The organism is Megasphaera coli (genome assembly GCF_900095855.1).
Taxonomy (GTDB): domain Bacteria; phylum Bacillota; class Negativicutes; order Veillonellales; family Megasphaeraceae; genus Megasphaera; species Megasphaera massiliensis_A.
Genome location: NZ_FMIY01000002.1, coordinates 558,020 through 581,169, shown reverse-complemented (window position 1 = coordinate 581,169; position 23,150 = coordinate 558,020). Strand labels below are relative to the sequence as shown.

Genomic DNA, 23,150 nt, shown 5'->3' with positions numbered 1-23,150 from the left:
TATGAATTCTATTATCTGCGACATAAGCCTTGCGCCGAGCGGGCATAAAAAAATAGCTTGGGTTGATCGGTATATGCCGACGTTGAACAACATCGGCGACACTTTAAAAAAACAGCAGACCTTTACGGGAAAGACCGTTGTTGTCAGCGTCCATTTGGAAGCGAAAACGGCTTATTTGGCGACGGTTTTGCATAAGGCCGGCGCGGAAGTTATTGTCACGGGCAGCAATCCCTTATCGACACAGGATGACGTGGCAGCCGCCTTGGCGGAAGACGGTCTTATCGTATACGCAAAGCACGGCTGCACGGAAGAAGAATATTTCGCATATCTGAATAAAGCCCTCGACCACAAACCGCATATTATCATTGACGACGGCGGCGATTTGGTACATCTCCTGCATACGACCCGCAGCGACGCGACGGAGCGGCTCCTCGGCGGTACGGAAGAGACGACGACGGGCGTGAACAGGCTGCGCGGACTGGAAAAAGAAAAGAAACTGAAATTTCCCATGATCGCTGCAAACGATGCCTATTGTAAATACCTTTTCGACAACCGTTACGGAACGGGGCAGTCCACATGGGACGGCATCATGCGTACGACCAATTTGACCGTTGTCGGCAAGCGCGTTGTTATCGTCGGCTACGGCTGGTGCGGTCGCGGTTGTGCCATGCGTGCCAAAGGATTGGGTGCCCATGTTATCGTTACGGAGGTCGATCCGATTAAGGCGATTGAAGCCGTATTCGACGGTTTTGAAGTCATGCCCATGGAAAAAGCGGCTGAAACGGGTGATATTTTCGTCACGTTGACAGGCAATAAAGATGTTATTCGCGGCCGGCACATGGAGAAAATGAAAGACGGTGTTCTCCTTGCCAATGCCGGTCATTTCGACGTGGAAATCAATAAGCCCGAACTGGAAGCGCTGGCAGTACGCCACAGCGAAGTGCGTCACAATATAGAAGGATACGAGCTTCCTGACGGTCGCATGATTAACCTTCTTGCCGAAGGCCGACTCGTGAATCTCGCCGCCGGTGACGGTCATCCCGCTGAAATCATGGATTTATCCTTTGCTGTACAGGCGTTGGCCGCCAAGTATATCTTAAACAATGCGAAAAACTTGGAAAATCGCGTATACGTTTTGCCTCATGAAGTAGATACGAATGTAGCTGCAATTAAGCTTCACTCTATGGGATATGCCATCGATACGTTGACGGAAGAGCAGCGCAAGTATTTGAACTTGGACTAGAGGAGTAAAACGTTTTATGAAAACCTTACTTAAAAATGTTGCCGTCTATCGCAATCATATTGTAGAAGAAGCCCGAAATATTGAAATTACGAACGACCGGATTACGGGCTTTCCCGTAGAAGTAACGGATACATCCGTATATGATACCTGCATTGACGGCAAGGGCATGCTCGCGACGCCGGGTTTTGTCAATACGCACAACCATATTGCGATGACGGTTTTTCGCAGCTATGCCGATGACATGCAGCTCATGGACTGGCTTGAGAAAAAGATTTGGCCTGCCGAGGCAAAGCTGGACGGTGATATTGTCTACGCTCAGACCATGCTCGGTATTGCCGAAATGCTGCGCTGCGGCACGACGAGCTTTGCGGATATGTATTTCCTCATGGATCATGTTGCCGAGGCGGTCTGCGATGCCGGTATCCGCGCCTGCCTGTGCCGCGGCCTTACGGGGATAACGCCCAATGCGGAGGAAGCGCTTCAGGAAAACAGGGAATTTTATAACAACTGGCATGGCAGCTGTGACGGCCGCATTACAGTCATGTTCGGCCCCCATGCGCCTTATACGTGCCCGGAGCCGTATCTGCGCAAAGTCGTGGAAACGGCCCGCTCTGTAGGGGCGGAAATACATATGCATCTCAGCGAGACCGAGGGTGAAGTGGAAAATATTCGCTCTCAATGCGGCAAGTCACCCATTGCCTGGGCCGACGACATCGGCGTCTTTGACGGCGGCTGCCTGGCGGCACACTGTGTCTGGATTGATGAGGCGGATATGGAGATAATGGCAAAGAAAAAGGTGCGCGTCGCCCACAATCCGGGCAGCAACCTGAAGCTGGCCAGCGGCTTTGCACCTATACAAAAGATGCTGGAAAAGGGCATTGTCGTTTCCTTGGGAACAGACGGAGCGTCGAGCAATAATAATCTCGATATTTTTGAAGAAATGCGCTTAGCTGCACTTGTACACAAGGCAAATACGTTGGAACCGACGGCCATCCCGGCGGAAACGGCCGTCAACATGCTGACGGAATGCGGTGCCAGGGCTTTGGGGTATACGGATGCAGGCAAGCTGGAAATAGGCTATAAAGCCGATATTACCTGCATTGACCGCTCGGGACTTCATTGGTATCCGAAAAACGACGCGCTTTCCTTAATGGCTTACTCGGCAAACAGCTTTGACGTGGATACAGTTTTTGTAGACGGAAAGCTCCTGCTGCACAACAAGGAATTTGTCACCTTGGACATTGAAAAAATAAAATCCGAAGCGGAACGGACAAAAAATAAACTCTTCGCACAGATTTGATTCGGAGTTACAAGAGTTTAAATATTCGATATTTGCCTTACCGCCGGCAATACGGGTATGTCGTTGACGTATCGGCATTGATTGAAGGAAAATTCAGACCGCAAATAGATTACTGCCCGGCGGGGAATACATTTGTTTCAGGACGCAACTTTTAAAAGAAAAATGGGACTGTACTCTCTTGAAAAAGTTTTTCGATCAGGGAGAACTCTGCAAGAGATCGGATTTATGTAAAGGAGCTGTAGACGTGGTACACAACAACGCATTACATGAGGTCATGACCGCTGCCGAAGCGGCGGTCATCTGGGACACGTTACCGCGCAATGTGCAGCGTGCTTGTACGGGCGGTAAAAATTTCGCGCCGCGGTTTACGGCTGATGAGGCGCGGCGAGCAGGGCGGATCTGGCTGGTAACTGCCGCAGGGATGGATCGTGTATTCGGCCCGAAGTCAAAATAAATAAAAAAAGAGAAAACAAAAATGAAAGCACTGAAAATAAACTATTATGCCGGTTTTTCGTGGTTTAACCGGCTCATGCATCAATCTACAGATTGGCACCTCGGCGATTGGGGGCGAAACTACTGGAATTGGACAGTTGAGCTGCCAGGCGGGGTTCAAAGCGAACGTCTGGCAAAGACATGATGACGAATCGTGCCAGTATACAATTAAGCTTGCAGATGGCCGTCATGTAGAGAGCTTTGATGATTCGACTGACAACGATCGCCCAATCCACGATATCGATTTGTAGTTATGTCTAATCAGGAGATTCAAGCCCTATAATAAAAAAACTGACTGATACGACTATCAGCCAGTTTTTTTATTGGCGCCGAACAGGCATGACTAAACCCCCAGTTTACTGGGGGAGCAAAAAATACTTATAGAAAAAGAAGGAACCTCCTGTGTTAGAATGATGATGGTCTGGCAACCACATCACATAACGGATAGGAGGTTCACTGTCAATGAATGACGTACAAAGCTTATCACACAGTAAATGGAGATGCAAATACCATATCGTATTTGCGCCCAAATATAGAAGACAAGCTATATATGGGACCATAAAGGTGGATATAGGAAAAATAATATATAATTCATGACGCGCGATTTTCCAAAAAAATATAAAACTTTTGTAGGGTTTCAGCATGTTTCGTGCAGTTATGAGAGATACTTTAATTCGTTCATAATTGGTGAAGATTAGCGCTTTACAAACACTCTGAAGGTGTGCTATGATGTGTACGGCCTATAACTTCCGATAATTTAACGTTATCGGAAGTTAATGATGAAAGTTTAGGAAAAATCCTTGGCTCGATTCCAAGCCGAATTACGATGCTTCATTCTCTTCATCTTCTTCATACTCATCATCGTAATCGTACTTGGTTTCTTTCAGTGCTTTGACCGTCACGAATAATGCAACCACACTGAGGATCAGGTTAATTATGCGCAAGCCGTTCGTAATTTTTCGAATATTCATGACTTCATAATACCTCCTAGAGACACTTTTTTATTTCTTAAATCTACTTTAATATACGGCGAGAGACCGGTCAATGTGATAAAATCCGTGTTTTTAGAATGTTACAGTTGCTTGCTATATAGGAGTTTTCTATGAATTACGATAGTTTAAAGGATTTTTATATCGGCCGAACGGCGGCCGTCGAAAACAACAAGAACCTTACGGACAAGGCGCGCCAAAGTATTTATGTGGCTCATGCGGATAATACGGTCGCCGCCTATGCGTCGGATTGGAAGGATTTTTGTGACTGGTGTACGCAGCACGAGGTATCATATTTCCCTGCCGCGCCGGAGACAATCGTCAATTACATAAACGACTTGGCCGACAACGCCAAGGCCAATACGGTAGCCCGGCGAATCAGCGCGCTTACGGAAAATTTCGATGCGGCCGGCCTTGCCGATAACCCGTGCCGCATGCCACTTGTCAAAAATGCCCTGCGCGGTATAAAACGCATGAAAGGTACGTTTCAACAGGGAAAAATGCCGATTCTCTTTGATGATCTGAAGGAGATGCTCCTTCATTTGGATGGTCATGAGCTTGAACAGGCACGTGATAAGGCGATTTTGTTAATCGGTTTTTACGGTGCCATGAGGCGCTCCGAAATTGCGGGCCTCGATGTGGAGGATTTGCGTTTTTCCCGCTTAGGTCTTCTCATTACGCTGAGAAATACGAAGACCGATAAGGTCGGCCAAGGCCAGATGATTGCCATTCCCGCAGTAGAAGATAAATCAGTTTGTGCCGTGCATGCCTTAAAGGAATGGCTGAAGTCGGCTCAGATCACGACCGGTCCCGTATTTCGCGGTTTTACGAAAAATCGGACTCTCCGCAAAACACATATATCGGATAAATCCATTGCCTTAATCGTAAAGAAATACGTCAGTGCCGTCGGCATGGACCCGAAGGAATACGGCGCCCACAGTCTGCGTCACGGCTTTGCCACATCGGCCGCGCAGCATCACGTGGAAGAACGACAAATTATGCGTCAAACGCGGCATAAATCCCAGTCTATCGTGCGCCGTTATATTGACGAAGCGGACAGGCTCATTGATAATCCGATTTTTAAGATTACCGGAGATAAATCTCATTAGGAGTTGCTGATATGCATGTGTGCTGCAGTACTTTCCGAGACGGGCACATTCAATATTTGGCCGGGATAAATATCTTCGTTATGGCCCAGATTGTTGGCGTTCACTATATCGACGACCGTATTACGTACGTCGTCGCCGTCGGCAGTCGCCTCGGAGGCGATTTGCCAAAGCGTGTCACCCTGACGGACTTGAACTGTTACATATTCTTTGTGAGAATTACCGATCCAACCGAGCTGCGTCAAGGACGCAACCAGTATTACCGCCATAAAAATAAAGCGAATGGTGCCGTATGTATGATTTTTTTTTCGAATTTTTCTTTTCATTCTCCTACACTCCTCTGCTCCGATGAAAACAAATGTTCCGCGAACGTTCGTTCTCCTGACGTTTTTATTATATCGCCGAACATTTGTTTTGTCAAGGAATAAGGAAACAAATGTTTGCTTTTTAATAGGCTATTGTTTATAATAAAATCATCATAAGACTTGGAGTGAACTATAATAATGATGAACTCGGAAAAGACGCTCAATACACGGCAACGGCAAGTATTGGAATATCTGCGTGAATGTATACACACGTGCGGTTGTCCGCCGTCAGTTCGCGAAATATGTACGGAAGTCGGTCTCAGCTCGACATCTACGGTACACAAGTATTTGCGTGATCTGGAAGAACGCGGTTTTATTCGCCGCGACCCGGCCAAAAACAGAAAAATCGAGCTTCTCGACGAAGGCACGTGGCGTTCAAAAAAACTTGTTCCCCTTCCCCTCATCGGCGAGGTTCGCGCAGGTGCCCCAATTTTGGCGGATGAATATGTCGAAGATGTCTTCCCCTTTGCGGCGGAATTTGTCGGCGATGATGACTGCTTTATGCTCACCGTCCGCGGTGACAGTATGAAAGACGCAGGTATACTGGAACATGACCTTCTTATTGTGCGCCCTCAGGATATTGCGCGAAACGGCCAAATCGTCGTCGCCCTCATAGAAGATGAAGCAACGGTAAAACGCTTTTACCGCGAAAAGGATCATATTCGCCTGCAGCCGGAAAATGACGATTACGAACCTATCATTATTCGCGATTGCCGGATTTTAGGTGTCGTCATCGGCGTTTTCAGAACCTATTAACATAATATATGAAAATATAACGGGATATACTCACAATATCGGGTATTATCCCGTTTTTTGTCGACGGCCGCACGTAATCATGGTATTATGGTAAGGTATTAAAAATCCATTTATTTTATAGGGAGGCCGATTCATGAAGGAATACAAACCGTATAAGTCCGGAAAGGTACGCGAAGTCTATGATGCAGGTGACAGCATTATTATGGTTGCAACAGACCGTATTTCCGCCTTCGATCATATCTTGAAGAACCGCATTACGAACAAGGGCGCTATTTTGACGAAAATGTCGAAATTCTGGTTCGATTTCACAAAAGACATCCTGCCCAACCACATGCTTTCTGTCGAAGCCGAAGACATGCCCGAGTTTTTTCGGCAGGAAGGCTTTATCGGCAACAGTATGAAATGCCGCAAGCTCACTATGCTTCCTTTGGAATGCATCGTTCGCGGTTATATTACGGGCAGCGGCTGGGAAAGCTATAAAAAAAACGGTACGGTCTGCGGTATTTCCCTGCCTGCAGGTTTGCAGGAATCGGAAAAATTGCCTGAACCGATTTTTACGCCCAGTACCAAAGCCGAACCGGGAAAACATGATGAAAATGTATCCTTTGAAGAAAGCGTCTCCTGTCTGGAAAAGCTGTTTCCCCGTAAAGGCCGGGAATATGCTGAAAAAATTCGCGATTATACGTTGGCTCTTTACAAGAAATGTGCCGATTATGCCCTTTCCCGCGGTATTATCATTGCCGATACAAAGTTTGAATTCGGTCTTGATGAAGGCGGTAATATTATTTTAGGTGACGAAATGCTTACACCCGACAGCTCCCGTTTTTGGCCCCTTGAAGGATATAAGCCCGGACAGTCTCAGCCTTCCTATGATAAACAGTTTGTTCGCGACTGGTTAAAAGCCAATCCCGACAGCGATTACCTGCTGCCTGAGGATGTTATTCAAAAGACCGTTGCCAAGTATGAAGAGGCTTATACACTGCTTACGGGCGAAAAGGCTGAATAATATTTTTGCAACGGCTGTATTTTACTAAAGGAGCGTGTACTATGAGTGAAGAAAACAGTTTCATTGAGCGAATGTTTCATTTGCGTGAAAACGGCACTACTGTAAAGACCGAATTTCTTGCCGGTATTACCACTTTCATGACAATGGCCTATATTTTGGCTGTCAATCCCACGATTTTAAGTGCTACGGGAATGGATAAGGGTGCCGTCTTAACGGCAACGGTCCTGGCTTCCTGCCTGGGAACCGTTTTTATGGCTGTCTTCGCGAACTATCCCTTCGCGTTGGCACCGGGCATGGGCTTGAATGCATTTTTTGCCTATACGGTTGTACTGCAAATGGGGTATTCCTGGGAAATGGCACTGTCCGCCGTATTTGTGGAAGGTATTATTTTTATTGTCCTGTCATTGACCAATATTCGTGAAGCTATTTTCAATGCCATACCGATGACCCTGAAAAAAGCCGTTTCTGCCGGTATCGGCCTATTTATCGCACTTATCGGTTTATTTAACGCGCAAGTCGTCGTCGGCAACCCGGCAACGAAAATTTCCCTCTTTTCCTTTAAAGCTTCCATTGCTTCCGGAACGTTTCATACTGTCGGCATTACAGTCGTCCTGTCACTCATAGGCGTCCTGTTTACAGCGGTGCTCATGGAACGCAAGGTGCGCGGCAATATCCTTTGGGGGATTCTTTTTACGTGGATTCTCGGCGTCATTTGCGAACTTACGGGACTCTATGTGCCTGATCCGGCACAGCACATGTTCAGCGTAATCCCCGACTTCTCCGCCGGTGCGGCCGCTTTTATGCCCGCATCCATGGCGCCTATATTCGGCAAAATAGATTTTACGAACATGCTTACTCTTGATTTCTTCGTCGTCATGTTCGCTTTTCTCTTTGTCGATATTTTCGATACCCTCGGGACCTTGATAGGTGTATCGTCCAAGGCGAATATGCTTGACGCGGACGGCAAGCTTCCCCGCATAAAAGGCGCCTTAATGGCGGACGCCGTTGCGACGACTGCCGGTGCCGTGTTGGGCACGAGTACGGTCACGACCTTCGTCGAAAGCGCGACCGGCGTGAGTGAAGGCGGCAAAACCGGTCTGACGGCCATGTTTGTTGCATTCTTCTTTCTGCTGGCTCTCTTCTTATCACCCGTATTCCTGGCCATTCCCGCTTTCGCGACGGCTCCGGCTCTTATTATTGTGGGCTTTCTTATGCTCGGTGCCATTACGGGTATTGAATTTAACGATTTGACCGAGTCGATTCCTGCCTACTTGACGATTATTGCCATGCCTTTCTGCTACAGTGTATCGGAAGGCATTTCCTTCGGCGTCATTTCCTATGTGCTCGTCAATTTCCTGACGGGAAAACGGGAAAAAATCAGTATTCTCATGTATGTATTGGCCGTTCTTTTCATTTGTAAATATATTTTTATTTAATACGTTGCCTTACGGAGCTGCAGCCTTTTTATGAAGGTTGCAGTTTTTTTTGTGCCGCCAAGGCGTAAAGTTTCATATCATAAGGCTTATATTGTGTTGCCAGGGGAGCGGCATTTTGTGTATACAGAGCTTGTGTCAGTTGGCGCAGCACTTTTTTCTTTTGCGGTGATAGACCCGTTAAGGAACTGTTCACATCATCCAATTCCATGAGGACTTCTTCATACTTTCCGTGACGCAGATGTAACCGCAGCTTTGTCAAGGCTCTCCTGTGGGGCTCAATATAGTCTTTGTATTGCACTAAACATTTTTTCACATTTTCTTCGTCACCTATAAACAAATAAAACTCCAATAAAGCCTTATACATATGTGTAAACCCGCTGACCGGCAGACGGGCGGTTCTTCTGTCTCTGTCGATTTCGCATACATACGTATAATACTTAATGCAGGAGGTTATGCCTTCCTGCCGGTCGGGCAACAAGTCATAGAGCACGGCAAATTCAAAAATTCGGCCCAAAATATAATAAATATCCCACGGCGCCTCGTAACTGTATGTCTGTTCCCGTAATGCGCAAGGCGACTCCATGCGGCAAGGCAAATCTTCGTAGCGCCGCACGGCCTCTACGGCATGACACAAGGTTTTGAATATGTCCCGCTTTTGTTCTTTCATAAGCGGTGAAACGACAGTCTTGCCGCATAAAAGTGTACATTCTTTTTGAAACGTCGATTGACTGCCGTATAAGTCAAGGCCGCAGCGGCACAGACCGTAAGCCGATCGAATATAGGCCCGATCGCTTTTCTTTGCAAACTCTCCTGCCTCGTGTCCCTCTACTATCTCTTTATAGAGAAAATAGGCTTTTTCGCGCAGCCGTCTGCGCTCTTTTACGTCCGTCAGAGCCCCGTAAGCTGATGAGCTCTTATATAATAGGGACGCATATTGATACAAATCGTACTCTTCGGCGCCCATGGCATATACATCTTCGTAATAGGCCAGGGCCTCGGCGAGCGCGTCTTTTTTATCAAGACCTTCAATGAAAGGCCGCTCATTATAGGCAAGCCCGTAGAGTGTTGCCAGCTTGCCGCAGACATAGGGCGATTTCTCTTCGGCTGCAAGTCGTAAAAACAGATCTTTCGCTAAATGCCACCATTTCACTTTGTCTTCATCTGCACGCAGTCCTTGGAAATAGGCTCTGCCTAAGGCATAAGCCGCCTTCTTTCCCGGTTCTTCCGGAATTCTTTCGGCACCGTTATATTTTGCGATTACGCCTTGCCAGTCATAATTTTTTGTTTCTTCGACCATATTTATTCCTCCCGTCTTTCCCCCATAGCCTCAGTATGGCAAGACGTAATGAGAATAGGCGGAAAAAATTATTAAAAGTACATAAAAAAGGCACGTACGCCTGTACATGCCTTAGTGTTTATTTTCCAAATATGTGTGTATTTCTTCCAAAAGCCCTGTTACAAGTTTTGCTTCCGGCACCGTACGCAAGATGTTTCCGTGTGAAAAGATAAGACCCTTGCCGTTGCCTCCGGCAATGCCGAAGTCTGCTTCTCTCGCTTCACCCGGGCCGTTCACGGCACAGCCCATGACGGCAATTTTCAGCGGTTCTTCAATACCTTCCAGGGCGGCTTCCACTTCTTTGGCGAGTTTAATGAGTTCCACCTGCGTACGGCCGCAGGTCGGACAGGAAATTAAAGTCGGTCCGAAATGCCGCAGGCCCAGAGATGAGAGAATTAGGCGTCCCGTCTTTATTTCTTCCGCCGGATCGTCCGTCAGGGAGACGCGAATTGTATCGCCTATTCCCTGATGCAGGAGTGTGCCGATGCCGATGGCCGATTTTATAGTCCCTTCCCGCAGAAGCCCCGCCTCCGTTACGCCCAAGTGAAAAGGATAATCGACCTTCGTTGCAAGGAGCGAATAGGCTTCAATCATGAGCGGTACGTGAGACGCTTTTAAGGAAATAACGAGATTTTTATAGTCTAACCGCTCACAAATGCGAATATGCCGCAGCGCGCCTTCCACCATTCCCTCCGCCGTAGGATGGCCGTTATGGGTGTCCAGTATGTCTGCCGGCAGGGAGCCCGAATTGATACCGATACGGATGGGGATATTCTTTTTCTTTACAGCATCAACGACTGACGCCACCTTTTCATCCGAGCCTATATTGCCCGGATTGATGCGCAAGGCGTCAATGCCGCCGGCTACGGCTTGAAGTGCCAGTTTATAGTCGAAATGTATGTCCGCTACAAGAGGTACGGACGAAGCGCGTACCACCCGTTCCAATCCCTTGGCGGCAGCCATATCGGGCACGGCAAAACGGATAATTTCCGCTCCGTATCCGACCAGGCGCTTAACATCCGCAATGGCTTCAGCAGTTGCCGACGGGTTTACGGTCGACATGGTCTGCACCGACACGGGCGCATCACCGCCGACAGTCAGATTGCGTACGGTTACGGCACGAGATATTCTTCTCATAGAATTTACCTTCTTAAAAGCGGCTAATGTCCTGCATCAGGGCGAAAATAAACATGCCGCCCAATATGATGACACCTGTCATCTGAATATAATATAGTGCTTTTTGCGGCAGCCGGCGGCGCATAATTCCTTCCAAAAGGATGAGAATGATATAGCCGCCGTCCAGCATAGGGATGGGCAATAAGTTCAAAATACCCAGGTTGAGGCTGAGAAAAGCCGTAAACGTGAGTAAGTTGGTAAAGCCTACGGATGCCGCCTGCCCTGCCAGTTGGGCTACCCCGATAGGTCCGGCCAGTTCCGCTTTTTCCGTTCCCGTCAGCATGTGGTAAAGACCGCCGAGCATCATGCTTCCCAATTCTGCCGTACGTTGAACCGCATAGCCTGCGGCGGAGAAAAAGCTCTGCTCTTCCGTCGTAATGACGGGCGTTACACCGAGCAGAACACGGCCGGTCCGACTGTCCGTCTTGGGAATCACGGAGAGCGACTGCGGCGCGCCGTCACGAATGAACGTAACGGTCACCACTTCCTGACTGTGTTTTTCTACGGCTGCGGAAATGTCGTTCCACGCCGTAATTGTCGTACCGCCGATGGATGTAAGACGGTCGCCCTGACGCAGTCCCGACTCGGCAGCCGCCGAATCGGCGATAACCGAGCCGACGACGGGTTCCGAAGACACGTGGCTGATGCCGTTCGCAAAGATAATACCCCATAATAAGATAAAAGCCAGAACGAAGTTCATAATGGCACCGGCACTGATGACGATAAGGCGGGAAAGGACGGGTTTATTCAAAAAAGACCGCTCCGTCAGTTCTTCCTCTTCCGTCATGCCGGCGATTTTATTGAACCCGCCCAAAGGAATGAGGCGCAGCGAGTAGACGGTCTTGCCGTAGCGGCAGCTGCAAAGCTTCGGACCGAAACCGATGGCAAATTCGTCGACCTGCATGCCTGTCAATTTTGCCGTTACAAAATGTCCCAACTCGTGTACGAAGACGACGAGACTGAAGACAAAGATAGTAGCTAAAACGGTAATACCCAAAATATACATCCTTTCCGAACGGGACTTACGCGACAACCGTTAAATATGCATAGACGACGGGAGCCGCAACGAGAAGGCTGTCGAAGCGGTCCAAAATACCGCCGTGACCGGGAATGAGTGCCCCCGAATCCTTTACGCCGCACACCCGTTTTAAAGCGGACTCCGTTAAATCACCCAAGGGTGCAGCCAAGGCCGTAAGAAAACCGATGGCGAAGCCGTGAAGCAGGGAAAATTGAAAGGCTGCCGAAAAGATGAGGGCCACGACGATGGTTCCTATAAAGCCTCCCAGGGCACCTTCTACAGTTTTTCCGGGGCTGACGGCAGGACAAAGCTTAGTCTTGCCGAAGGCTCGGCCTGCAAAAAAGGCGAACGTATCGCTGGCCCAAGTGGAAAAAACAAGGAGAAAGACGAAGAACCGTCCCGGATCCAATATAACGGAAGCAAAATCATCTCGGAAGTACGAACCGATCATGCCGCTGCGTAAGACCAAAAGCGACCAGAAACCGGCACAGATGTAGACCGTGCCATACAGGGCGTAGGCCGAGTTTCCCGGCGACACTTTACCGTACTGAAAGACAGTACGCAGGAAGAGGCCGAGCGGCAAAAGAACCGCCAAGACCGTAAGCAGCTTATAGCTGTCAAAGGCAAGGGCGGTCAAACTGACGACAAGCCATGCCGCCAACGGCAAAAAAGGCATTTTCTCACCTTTTCTGCCTATGAGGCGGCCATATTCAAACCAGCCGCCAAGCAGTAACAAGGCGATCATGGTAAAGAATATCCAGCCTCCTTCATAAATGATGAAAATCGCCAGGCCGCCGCCGATAATTCCCGTTATAATCCGTGTTGCCACCATCTTTAACTCCTTTATTTCAAACCGCCGAATCGGCGTTCTCTGGCCTGAAAGGAAGTGATTGCTTCGATCAGCGTTTCCTTCGTGAAATCGGGCCAGCAAAGAGGCGTAAACCAAAATTCCGCATATGCCGCCTGCCATAACAAATAATTGCTGATGCGCGTATCCGCGCCGGGGCGAATGAGCAGATCCACATCATTTTCCGGCGCCGTGTATAAATACGAGCCCACGAGGTCTTCCGTAATGTCTTCGACGGCTATTTTCCCTGCTGCCGCTTCACGGGCAATATTCTGCACGGCCTGCGTAATTTCCATGCGGCCGCCGTAGTTTACGGCGACGTTTAAAACAAGGCCCGTATTGCCGGCCATATCTTCTTCGGCTTTCTTGAAGACACGCTGCAATTTATCGGATAATCGCGAGCGGTCACCGATAAAGTGCAAGCACACGTTATTTTTTTTCAGATCAAGGAAGTTTTTTTCCAAATACGTATACATGAGATTCATAATATACGATACCTCTTCGTCCGGACGTTTCCAGTTTTCCGTTGAAAAAGCGTAGACCGTCAAGACCTTTACACCTATTTCCCCGGCGGCGGCGACAATTTTCTTCAACGTATCCGCCCCCGCTTTATGGCCTGCACTGCGCGGTAAGTCGCGGCGCTTTGCCCAGCGGCCGTTACCGTCCATAATAATGGCAACATGGTGCGGAATGTTATCGGGGTCAAGTGAAAGTTTCGCACTCTTGGCGTCGGTATCGCGCTTTTGTGTGGCAAATAATTTATTCAGCATCCGTACTCTCCTCCCCATCCATAGCGGCACGTACGGACTCATTCATAACCATGCTTTTATTGACAAGCAAAGAGAGGCCGTTATCTTCATTGCGTACGCGCAGCACATAGAGTGCGTCGGGATCGCATTTAAAAAAGCGGCTCTTCGATTCCGTATAGGCCAGGGTGTAGGGAATATTTTCTTTCTCTAACAAAGATTTGGCATACCACAAAGGCATGCCAATCAGATCTTGTATATTCATTAGACTTCCATGACTTCTTTTTCTTTTTTCTCTTTTATTTCGTCGATCATCTTAATCTTAGTGTCTGTAATCTTTTGAATTTTCGACTGAGCTTCTTTGCTGTCGTCTTCCGTAATTTCCTTCTTTTTTTCCATCTTTTTCACCGTATCGTTGTTGTCGCGGCGAATATTGCGCACGGCCACCTTGGCTTCTTCCGCTTCTTTACTTACTTTTTTGCTCAATTCCCTGCGCCGTTCTTCCGTAAGCTGAGGAATTTCCAAACGAATAATGGTACCGTCGTTATTGGGATTTAGGCCCAGATCGGATTTCAAAACAGCACGTTCGATTTCGCCGAGCATGCTGCGATCCCACGGGGAAATCGTAATTAGGCGCGGTTCCGGAGCGGATACGTTCGCCACCTGATTAATCGGTGTCGGTGTGCCGTAGTATTCAACGGTTACACGATCCAATAAAGATGTACTCGCCCGACCCGTGCGGATGGATGCCAAATTTCGTTTGAAGGTTTCAATCGTTTTGTCCGCTTTCGTTTCGCATTCCGTCAATAAATCCTGAATTTCCATATGATCACTTCCTTATGAGAGATATCTTATTATATGATACCTTTTTTATTCGCCCTTGTCGACTATAGTGCCCACTTCTTTACCTGACGCTGCAGCAATAATATTGCCGGGAATATCAATGCTGAAAACGAGGATGGGAATGTCGTTGGTCATGCACAAGGTCGTTGCCGTTGCGTCCATGACGCCCAGTTCCTTCTGAATGACATCCAGATATGTGAGACGGTCGAATTTTTTTGCGTCCGCGTTGATCTTCGGATCGCTGTCGTATACGCCGTCAACAAACTTCTTGGCCATAAGGATTGCGTCCGCTTCGATTTCGGCAGCCCGTAATGCCGCTGTCGTATCCGTCGAGAAATAAGGATTGCCCGTACCGGCACCGAAGATGACAACACGGCCTTTTTCCATATGGCGAATGGCACGGCGGCGAATATACGGTTCCGCTACTTGCTGCATATTGATTGCCGTCTGCACGCGTGTAGCAATGCCCCGTTTTTCCAAGGCGTCCTGCAAGGCCAGGGAGTTCATAACCGTTGCAAGCATACCCATATAATCTGCAGAAACGCGATCCATCCCTTTGGCACTGCCCGAGAGACCGCGCCAAATATTGCCGCCGCCGACGACAATGGCTACCTGAATCCCCTGCTTCGTTACTGCCGCAATATCACCGGCAATGCCGTCAACCGTTATCGGATCAATTCCGTAGCCCTGATTGCCGGCCAACGCTTCACCGCTCAATTTCAATACAATCCGTTCAAAATGTCTGTCCATGTTCCCAGCCTCCGCGCCGCAAATTTACGTAGAAAATAAGAGAACACGGGAGGGTGTTCTCTTATGAATGAAGCTTATCTTATTTAGCTTGTGCCATTACTTCGGCAACAAAGTCATCGTTCCGCTTTTCCAAGCCCTCGCCCAATTCGTAACGAACGTAGCGGCGAACGTCGATTTTTTCACCGATTTTCGCGACAGCTTCCGTAATAACCTGAGCAACGGTCTTGTCCGAATCTTTAATGAATTCCTGATCGAGAAGGCAATTTTCTTTGTAGTATTTTTCAATACGGCCGCCAATCATCTTTTCAATGATCTTTTCAGGCTTTCCTTCATTGAGAGCCTGCTGACGAAGTATTTCTTTCTCGTGTTCCAATACTTCAGCCGGAACTTCTTCCCGCTTTAAGTAAAGGGGACGGGCAGCGGCTATCTGCATAGCAATATCTTTACAAAGGTCTTTAAAGCCGTCCGTTTGAGCGACGAAATCCGTTTCGCAGTTAACTTCCACCAGTACGCCGATGCGGCCGTTGCCGTGAATATATGAATAGACAAGACCTTCAGCAGCAATACGATCGGCTTTTTTAGCAGCGGCAGCCAATCCTTTTTCACGTAAAAAGTCAATTGCTTTTTCTTTATCGCCCTCCGTAGCAACGAGAGCTTTTTTTGCGTCCATCATGCCGGCGCCGGTGATTTCACGCAGTTCTTTTACTAATGCAGCCGTAATTTCCATATAAGATCCTCCAAATCGCGATTATTTTTATATCTTAGCCCGAATAGCCGCCTTTTACAGCTTCGCGTGCGTCTTCCTGCCAATTTTCAAAATGTTCTCTCGCAGCGTCGCCGATTTGTTCATCATTGTTATAGTCGCCCAGCTCCGTATGATCTTCAGCATCCATCGATTCACCCTGGCAACCTTCCAAAACGGCGTCGGCAATCTTGCTCGTTAACAATTTAACTGCACGGATGGCGTCATCATTTGCCGGAATGGGGCAATCGATTACGTCGGGATCGCAGTTCGTATCAACCGTCGCAATAATGGGGATATGTAATTTCCGTGCTTCCGCAACGGCAATTTCTTCCTTTTTAGGGTCAATAATGAAGAGCGCATCGGGAACCTTTTTCATTTCCTTAATGCCGCCCAAATATTTCTGAAGCTTTGTCATTTCATGCTTGAGAAGGGTAACTTCTTTTTTCGGAAGTACGTCAAACGTACCGTCTTCGGCCTGCTTTTCCAAGGCTTTCAAGCGTTTTACACGCTTTTCAATGGTCTGGAAATTCGTCAGCATACCGCCGAGCCAACGTTCATTTACAAAGTACATGCCGCAACGTTCAGCTTCGCCTTTAATGGATTCCTGAGCCTGCTTTTTCGTGCCGACGAAGAGAATCTTGCCGCCTTCGGCAGCCAAATCGCGAGCGAAGTTATATGCTTCGTCCATCTTCTTTACGGTTTTTTGCAGGTCGATAATGTAAATGCCGTTACGTTCCGTAAAGATGAATCGTGCCATCTTAGGATTCCAACGGCGGGTCTGGTGACCGAAATGTACGCCTGCTTCCAATAACTGTTTCATTGATACTACTGCCATAATGTAATTCCTCCTGTTTTTCCTCCGTCCGGTCATCACCTGCTATTACCGCAGCAAAACGGCACAGTAACAAGCTCGACGGTACGTGTGTATTTAAACCTTATTAAGTTTATCACAAAACCCGGTACGTAGCAAGCGTTTACAGTTGCCATTCCGACAACCTTGCCTATACATCCAAACTTAGACACAACAAAGTAAGCCCCGCACGAGACAGGACTTACTCCGACTGCTCCTTATTCTATTCCAAAATGTAGACGAGTACAGTTCGTCTGCCGAAATTCATGCATGCATCATAGCTTTCCATGCATAAGTCGACGCGATTGCCGAGAATATCCCCGCCCGTGTCTTCCGCGACGGCAACGCCGTAGCCGGGAATAAAGACCTTTGTTCCCAAGGGGATGACCTTGGGATCCACGGCGATTTCACCGTACCGGGCCCGCGTGCCCATCTTCGTGATACCCATGCCGTTGCCGTCAGTCGGCAAATAGGCCGTAGCTACCATAGTGAGTACTTCTTTATACTTGGAAATGGCGCCCGTATTGATTTCTACGGTTTCCTTCGTACCTACCTTGCGTACAAGCGGCTTCATTTCCGAAATCAGTTCCGTCGACACGTGTTCTTTGTCGACCACTTGACCGTCGAGACTGACGATAGTATTGGTTACACGCTTTCTGCCGTTTACACCTTCCTGAAGAATCGACTCTTCCCCCTGTCCGAGAGTCTCGTCCGGAATGCTTTCAATGACATATTGAACGACATCGTCTTCCGATACGGTCTTGCGCGAAAGATTACCGATGCGAACGGTCATGTCTTTTGCTACAGGTGCGTTCGGGTTTCCGTAAGGCCTGTAGTTGTCCGTGTCATAGCCGTATTGGGCCGCCACTTCGGCTACGGTTCGCTTGCCGGACATAACCGTTTGACTGTTCCCTTTATATTCGAGTGTTACCGGCACGGCTCTGCGCACGGTGGCGACAGTACCGTCCGTCAGGTCGGGCGTCGATAAATAGACTTCGTCTTTAGAGGCACCGGTAATCCCCAGTTCTCTCGTTAAGGCGTCTTTATTTACGGAGCGTGTATACATTTCACGACTGTTGCCGTCTTCTACGACCGTGACGGTCTTGCCCTTATCTATAAAGCCCGTCAAAAATACAATCAACAAAAGAGCAACTAAGAGGGAGTACGTCCGCGTTACGGATTCTTTCCATTTTCTCATACAACACCTCCAACTATGCCTAATTGTAACAAAGGCGGTATGGAGTGTCAATTTTTACCGGTTGCAGACGTTTTTAGCAGCATTCAATGCGGTTTCCCGAAAGATCAGCTGCGCGTCGACGGGCTTGTCCTTCGTATTTGCCGCAACGTAGTGATACATGCCGTTGCCGTCCATGACATGGGTCTTGACATTATCGGCGAAATTAAGGTTGAGAATATGTTTTATACGTTCCTTGTGAGGACCGTATTCAACGGGTACGAGAAGTTCAATTCGGTCGTTCAAATTGCGCGGCATCCAGTCGGCGGAAGATAGAAATATGTCTTCCGCTCCGTTATGATAGAAATAAAAGAGGCGGCTGTGCTCCAAAAAGCGTCCGACAATACTGTGTACGGTAATATTTTCGCTGAGACCCGGCACCCCCGGCCGCAGTACGCAAATACCGCGAACGATAAGGTCTACTTTGACTCCTGCCTGCGACGCCTTGTAGAGCTTTGTAATGACAGCTTTGTCGAGAAGAGAGTTCATTTTGGCCATGATATGTCCCTTCTTTCCCGTCTTTGCCCAAACGATTTCTTCGTCAATGGCCGCGTAAATGCGCTGACGCAGGTCAAAGGGGGCTGCACCCAGCTTCTTTCCGGCAAATGTGTGCGTTTTGCCGAGGAGAAGATCAAAAAAAGCCTCGCCGTCGGTGCCCATAAGGGAATCACTCGTAAAAATGCCTACGTCCGTGTAAATACGGGCTGTCTTGCCGTTGTAGTTACCCGTGGCCAGATGCATGTAATGACGTATGCCGTCGCCTTCGCGGCGGGCGACCAGCGTGATTTTGGAATGTGTCTTTAAGCCGGTCACACCGTAAATGACACGGCAACCGGCTTGTTCAAGCCGGCGTGCCATGGTGATATTGTTTTCTTCATCAAACCGCGCTTTCACTTCCATCAGTACGATCACCTGTTTTCCCGCCTTGGCCGCCGCCGTCAAGGCGTCGATAATAACGGAGCTGCGGCTCACGCGGTACAAGGTCTGTTTGATGGAGATGACCTGTTCATCGGCGGCGGCGGCACAGATGAAATCATCGACGGCATCGAAGGATTCGTACGGATGGTGCAGCATAATGTCGCGACTGCCGATAATTTGCCAAAGCGATTGTCCCTTATAAGGCAGAAGTTCCCGTACAGGCTGGGGAACGAAGGGCGGGTAATGGAGATGTTCATAGCCTGCAAGGCTCGTGACGGCGAAAAAGGCGGTCAAGTCAATGGGCCCGGGCAGCATATATATGTCGTCGTCATGAAGCCGGAGCGCCTTTTTCAAAAAACGGCAAAGTGTACGGCTTGCTTTTTTTTCTATTTCCAAGCGCACTGCGGCTCCTTTGCGGCGCTTTTTCAGAGATTTTTCCACTTCCCGCAGCAAGTCTTCCGCTTCGTCGTTGATATCGAGATCCGCATCACGCGTAATCCGGAAGACGGCACATTCCAAGACTTCACGTTTTTCGAAAAGTCCGGCCGCATAAGTGCGTATTGCGTCTTCAACGAAAACAAATTTTACACGCCCGTTCTCGGAACCGACAGGAATAAGGCGCTTTACGGTTTCCGGCGGGATGGAAACGACTGCGGCTCGTACATCTCCTCTGTTGCGGCGCCGCACTAAAAAGACGAGGTTGAGGCCGAGAGCCGGTAAAAAAGGGAAAGATTTTTCATCATCCGCGTAAATAGGCTTGAGTACAGGCAGAATATCCTCTATATATCCTTGCAGGCACTGCCTCTCTTGCGGCGTCAAATCACCGATCTTTGCAAAATATACGCCTTCCCGCTCAAGTTCTGCGCTGACTTTTTCCAAATATGCGTACTGTCGTGCCGTTTGAGCATGTACCATGGTGGCAATGGCGGCAAACTGTTCAAGCGGTGTCATACCGGCAATGTCGACATGAGCAACGCCGCTTTCGATGAGGTGTTTGATACCGGCGATACGAATCATAAAGAACTCGTCCAAATTGGAAGCGCTGATGGCGATAAAGTTTAATTTTTCCAAAAGCGGATTGGCCGCAACAACAGCTTCATGGAGGACTCGTTCATTAAAATTAATCCACGTGCATTCTCTGTTTAAATAGTTCGTGCCCTTTGTCAGTTCCACTGTTTTCACAACCCCTTTCTTCCGCTTTATGCAACTGCTGATTCAGCTTCCTTTACTTGATCTTATTATAATACGACGACGCATATTTTTCACGAATATACTGATTTATGATAATAGGTTAACAAATTTTTCGACTTTATCTTTTTCCTGTTTATCGGTAAAATATAATCATCTATACAGGATTAGGGAAATGAGGTTTCTATGGAACAATTAGCCATCATCGACATGGGCTCCAACTCCATTCGTTTTGTCATTGCACAAATAAAGGACAATAAGTCGTATTCTTATGTCTACCAGGATAAGGCGACTATTCGCTTGGGCCAGGGTCTCACCGATACGGGAACCCTGACGAGGGAAGGCCGGGATAAAGCGATGAAATGCCTTCGTGTGTACAAGCACATCATGGAAATCCGCCATATTACAAACTGCTTTGCCGTTGCTACGGCTGCCGTTCGCGACGCATCCAACGGAGCCGAATTTTTAAAGGAAATTCGCGAAGAAACGGGCATCGACATGACCGTTATTCCCGGTGAACGCGAAGCCTATTTGGGCTATTTGGGCACGATTAACACGATTGATATTCAAGACTGCCTTATTTTCGACCTCGGCGGTGCTAGCGTCGAACTGACTCTCGTTCGCAAGCGCGAAATCGTTCACTCCGTCTCCGTTCCCCTCGGTGCCGTCACCGTAACGGAACGGTTCAATACGCAAGGATCCGTAACGGAGGAAACTCTCTCGTCCTGTCTGAAATACTTACGCAAAACGTTGGCTTCCGTCAAGTGGCTGCGTGATATTAATCTCCCCCTTGTCGGCATTGGCGGTACGGCCCGCAATTTGGCAAAAATGGATCAGCGCGCCCGCGATTATGAGCTGCCGACTATTCACAACTACATTCTTTCTAAAGAAAATTTTATGTCCGTCTTTCAAGAAGTGACGAAACGAAACAGCAGCAGCCGTAAGAAGATTCCCGGCCTCTCGAGCGAACGGGCTGACGTCATCGTCGCCGGCAGCGCCGTAGTCAAAACGATTTTCGACCTTTCCGGCAGCGATACGCTTATCGTCAGCGGCTGCGGCCTGCGCGAAGGGTTGTTGTATGAATATTACGCCAAACGTTACGGCCTGAAAAGCCCGCGCTTCCCCGACATCCTCGACTTCAGCGTCAACAATTTACTCGGTAATCTGGAAAATCTCAACCGTCCGCATATGGAGCAGGTTGCAAAGGTTACAGCCATGCTTTTTGACGGTTTAAAGCCCCTGCATGGTTATGATGACCGCATTCGCCGTCTCCTCGTTACGGCCGCTCTCCTGCACGATATCGGCAAGCGTGTCAACTTCTACAATCACGCGCGCCACTCGGCCTTCATGATCGGTCACGCTCCCATTTACGGTATGACGCAGCGCGAACAGATGATCGCCGCTTTTATTGCAGGCTTTCACCACGGCATCAGCCGCAAAATTCAGCGTGCTTACCGGTACGCCAATATCCCGACGGAGGAGGACTGGGAAATTGTTCGGAAAATGTCCGTTCTCCTCGCCCTGGCCGAAGCCTCGGATCATACGTATGAAAATATTGTCGAAAAAATAAACGTAACCATAAACGACGATGCCGTAGTCATTGTTCTCACGCCTAAAGCCGGTGCTCCTTATGAACCGGCGGACTACACCATGCAGCAATACACCAAGGCCTTCAAAAAAGAATTCGGCCTGCCGCTGGTCTTGGTGTGGAAGTAAAGTCACTGCAAACGTATTATTACGTAATACACAAGGACAGGGCTCCTCATTCATAGGGGATCCTGTCCTTTATTAGTTGGCTGTTTTTATAATTTTATTACTCTATCGGTTTATTGTAATCTTCTACCAGTGTTTCCGATTTGCATGTCTTTATAGGAAATAGCGTCGTGACACCGGTCATGAGTGTCAGCAGCATGAGTTCGGTCATATAGAGGTAGCGGTATGCCGTCAGGAAGGTGTCGCCTTTTTTTCTTGCGTCTCTATAGATGAGGTGCAGCAGAATGGGGAAAAAGAAAATAAACAGCGCTACTGCACCCATTCCTCCGAAAAAGAGAAGATCCAAATTCGGGTCTTTTGTCGTTATTGTACTGCTGCGTATCGTTACAGAAATAATTCCGACAATTATAAGGACAAATATGGTAGAAAGAAAAATAAAGGCCAATTGCACCGCTACATAGTAAATGTACCGCATTTTCTCTTGCAGGCGGGCCAGTTCTTTGCGATTAGCATAGATCGTTGCGGCACACATCAAAATAAATAAGGCTGTGCCTATGATTCCCATCTCTATAGGGGAACCGTTATAAATCACCGCAAAGATCGAAAAGGCAATGAAATAAAGCGTACAGCTACAAAAACAATGTATATACAATTTAATTGTCAGGACTATGACCTTGGCCTTAATGAGCAGGTATATATGCAAAAATAGGCTGAACAGACCGAGAACATTTCCGGCGAAGTTTAAGACCGTATAGAAAACAATCAGGCCGAATAAGGGGAAGACTACCGCATTATCGTTAAAATCTTTTAACCCGTTCGCATCCATCTCCATCAATATCACACCGGCAATAGTTATTATACCGGCGAAAAAAACCAACCAATAACACAAATATTGAAAGATGATAAATGCCTTGTATTTTTCTTTTTCCGAGGGAAATTTCTTTTCAAAGAAAGAGTTCACCGGAAGCCCCGACGGTGCCAGCACTTCCCCGTAAATCGGTTTGCCGCAGTACTTGCAATACCTGTCGGCAGGACCGTTCTCATTGCCGCAATATTTACAAAACATCAAAACACCGCCTCCTGTCTATGTGTA

The 23,150-nt window shown here is 48.1% G+C and carries 23 protein-coding genes and 1 pseudogene; 9 read left to right on the top strand and 15 right to left on the bottom strand.

All coding sequences use genetic code 11. The features are described from left to right. Position 1: 1 nt before the first annotated feature. From BQ2674_RS03160 to BQ2674_RS03145, 4 genes and pseudogenes are all read left to right on the top strand, one after another. Entirely contained in the window at positions 2 to 1,243 is a 1,242-nt protein-coding gene (locus tag BQ2674_RS03160) for an adenosylhomocysteinase (protein WP_075572407.1), read from the top strand. 16 nt (positions 1,244 to 1,259) lie between these two features. Continuing rightward, positions 1,260 to 2,543 (top strand): amidohydrolase, encoded by a 1,284-nt coding sequence (locus tag BQ2674_RS03155; RefSeq protein WP_075572406.1) that lies wholly within the window; start codon positions 1,260 to 1,262, stop codon positions 2,541 to 2,543. 244 nt (positions 2,544 to 2,787) lie between these two features. Continuing rightward, positions 2,788 to 2,997 carry a helix-turn-helix domain-containing protein gene (locus BQ2674_RS03150; protein WP_083222296.1) on the top strand — a complete coding sequence of 70 codons (210 nt, stop codon included), beginning with the start codon at positions 2,788 to 2,790 and terminating at the stop codon, positions 2,995 to 2,997. A 500-nt stretch (positions 2,998 to 3,497) separates the two neighbouring features. Continuing rightward, positions 3,498 to 3,620, top strand: a pseudogene (locus BQ2674_RS03145) (transposase); the annotation flags it as partial. Positions 3,621 to 3,856: 236 nt separating this feature from the next. Here the strand turns inward: BQ2674_RS03145 and BQ2674_RS08390 are convergent. Further along, the gene (locus tag BQ2674_RS08390; protein ID WP_159427196.1) at positions 3,857 to 4,006 is read right to left on the bottom strand and encodes a hypothetical protein; all 150 of its coding nucleotides are present in this window, start codon (positions 4,004 to 4,006) and stop codon (positions 3,857 to 3,859) included. Between the two features lie 131 nt (positions 4,007 to 4,137). On the opposite strand from BQ2674_RS08390, the gene BQ2674_RS03140 reads away from it, so the two are divergent. Next, positions 4,138 to 5,133 (top strand): site-specific integrase, encoded by a 996-nt coding sequence (locus BQ2674_RS03140; protein WP_075572405.1) that lies wholly within the window; start codon positions 4,138 to 4,140, stop codon positions 5,131 to 5,133. Here BQ2674_RS03140 and BQ2674_RS03135 read toward each other — a convergent pair. Next, positions 5,130 to 5,456 (bottom strand): LysM peptidoglycan-binding domain-containing protein, encoded by a 327-nt coding sequence (locus BQ2674_RS03135; protein WP_075572404.1) that lies wholly within the window; start codon positions 5,454 to 5,456, stop codon positions 5,130 to 5,132. The two genes, BQ2674_RS03140 and BQ2674_RS03135, sit on opposite strands and share 4 nt — an antisense overlap. Positions 5,457 to 5,633: 177 nt before the next feature. Between BQ2674_RS03135 and lexA the strand changes: the two genes are divergently transcribed. The 3 genes from lexA to BQ2674_RS03120 all read left to right on the top strand — a co-directional run bounded on the left by lexA (position 5,634) and on the right by BQ2674_RS03120 (position 8,693). Further along, positions 5,634 to 6,251 carry a transcriptional repressor LexA gene (gene lexA / locus BQ2674_RS03130; RefSeq protein ID WP_075572403.1) on the top strand — a complete coding sequence of 206 codons (618 nt, stop codon included), beginning with the start codon at positions 5,634 to 5,636 and terminating at the stop codon, positions 6,249 to 6,251. A 133-nt stretch (positions 6,252 to 6,384) separates the two neighbouring features. Next, entirely contained in the window at positions 6,385 to 7,257 is an 873-nt protein-coding gene (locus BQ2674_RS03125; RefSeq protein ID WP_075572402.1) for a phosphoribosylaminoimidazolesuccinocarboxamide synthase, read from the top strand. A gap of 41 nt (positions 7,258 to 7,298) precedes the next feature. Beyond that, the gene (locus BQ2674_RS03120; RefSeq protein ID WP_075572401.1) at positions 7,299 to 8,693 is read left to right on the top strand and encodes an NCS2 family permease; all 1,395 of its coding nucleotides are present in this window, start codon (positions 7,299 to 7,301) and stop codon (positions 8,691 to 8,693) included. A 28-nt stretch (positions 8,694 to 8,721) separates the two neighbouring features. Here BQ2674_RS03120 and BQ2674_RS03115 read toward each other — a convergent pair whose 3' ends face one another. From BQ2674_RS03115 to ppk1, 12 genes are all read right to left on the bottom strand, one after another. Beyond that, entirely contained in the window at positions 8,722 to 9,990 is a 1,269-nt protein-coding gene (locus BQ2674_RS03115; protein ID WP_075572400.1) for a hypothetical protein, read from the bottom strand. A 111-nt stretch (positions 9,991 to 10,101) separates the two neighbouring features. Further along, complete coding sequence (gene ispG, locus BQ2674_RS03110; RefSeq protein WP_075572399.1) at positions 10,102 to 11,166, bottom strand: flavodoxin-dependent (E)-4-hydroxy-3-methylbut-2-enyl-diphosphate synthase; 1,065 nt, start codon at positions 11,164 to 11,166, stop codon at positions 10,102 to 10,104. Positions 11,167 to 11,179: 13 nt separating this feature from the next. Beyond that, positions 11,180 to 12,202 carry an RIP metalloprotease RseP gene (rseP, locus tag BQ2674_RS03105; protein WP_075573336.1) on the bottom strand — a complete coding sequence of 341 codons (1,023 nt, stop codon included), beginning with the start codon at positions 12,200 to 12,202 and terminating at the stop codon, positions 11,180 to 11,182. A 25-nt stretch (positions 12,203 to 12,227) separates the two neighbouring features. Beyond that, positions 12,228 to 13,055: a phosphatidate cytidylyltransferase gene (locus tag BQ2674_RS03100; protein WP_075572398.1), complete on the bottom strand. Its 828-nt coding sequence runs from the start codon at positions 13,053 to 13,055 to the stop codon at positions 12,228 to 12,230. An 11-nt stretch (positions 13,056 to 13,066) separates the two neighbouring features. Next, a complete protein-coding gene (locus tag BQ2674_RS03095; RefSeq protein ID WP_075572397.1) occupies positions 13,067 to 13,840 on the bottom strand; it encodes an isoprenyl transferase in 774 nt (257 codons plus the stop codon). Further along, the gene (locus BQ2674_RS03090; protein WP_075572396.1) at positions 13,830 to 14,081 is read right to left on the bottom strand and encodes a hypothetical protein; all 252 of its coding nucleotides are present in this window, start codon (positions 14,079 to 14,081) and stop codon (positions 13,830 to 13,832) included. The genes BQ2674_RS03095 and BQ2674_RS03090 overlap by 11 nt, the downstream gene beginning before the upstream one ends. Next, positions 14,081 to 14,641 (bottom strand): ribosome recycling factor, encoded by a 561-nt coding sequence (frr, locus tag BQ2674_RS03085; protein ID WP_075572395.1) that lies wholly within the window; start codon positions 14,639 to 14,641, stop codon positions 14,081 to 14,083. Before frr ends, BQ2674_RS03090 begins: the two co-directional genes overlap by 1 nt. Positions 14,642 to 14,686: 45 nt before the next feature. Next, positions 14,687 to 15,409: a UMP kinase gene (pyrH, locus tag BQ2674_RS03080; protein WP_075572394.1), complete on the bottom strand. Its 723-nt coding sequence runs from the start codon at positions 15,407 to 15,409 to the stop codon at positions 14,687 to 14,689. Positions 15,410 to 15,488: 79 nt separating this feature from the next. Next, the gene (gene tsf / locus BQ2674_RS03075; RefSeq protein ID WP_075572393.1) at positions 15,489 to 16,136 is read right to left on the bottom strand and encodes a translation elongation factor Ts; all 648 of its coding nucleotides are present in this window, start codon (positions 16,134 to 16,136) and stop codon (positions 15,489 to 15,491) included. A 34-nt stretch (positions 16,137 to 16,170) separates the two neighbouring features. Then, entirely contained in the window at positions 16,171 to 16,989 is an 819-nt protein-coding gene (gene rpsB, locus BQ2674_RS03070; protein ID WP_075572392.1) for a 30S ribosomal protein S2, read from the bottom strand. Positions 16,990 to 17,227: 238 nt separating this feature from the next. Next, entirely contained in the window at positions 17,228 to 18,202 is a 975-nt protein-coding gene (locus tag BQ2674_RS03065) for a 3D domain-containing protein (RefSeq protein ID WP_075572391.1), read from the bottom strand. A gap of 54 nt (positions 18,203 to 18,256) precedes the next feature. Further along, positions 18,257 to 20,338: a polyphosphate kinase 1 gene (ppk1, locus tag BQ2674_RS03060; protein ID WP_235828798.1), complete on the bottom strand. Its 2,082-nt coding sequence runs from the start codon at positions 20,336 to 20,338 to the stop codon at positions 18,257 to 18,259. Between the two features lie 192 nt (positions 20,339 to 20,530). Here ppk1 and ppx point away from each other — a divergent pair, with 192 nt between their 5' ends. Next, positions 20,531 to 22,060: an exopolyphosphatase gene (ppx, locus tag BQ2674_RS03055; protein ID WP_075572390.1), complete on the top strand. Its 1,530-nt coding sequence runs from the start codon at positions 20,531 to 20,533 to the stop codon at positions 22,058 to 22,060. A gap of 97 nt (positions 22,061 to 22,157) precedes the next feature. Here ppx and BQ2674_RS03050 read toward each other — a convergent pair whose 3' ends face one another. Then, positions 22,158 to 23,126, bottom strand: a complete 969-nt coding sequence (locus BQ2674_RS03050) for a zinc ribbon domain-containing protein (protein ID WP_143696393.1) — start codon at positions 23,124 to 23,126, stop codon at positions 22,158 to 22,160. Positions 23,127 to 23,150: the final 24 nt, after the last annotated feature.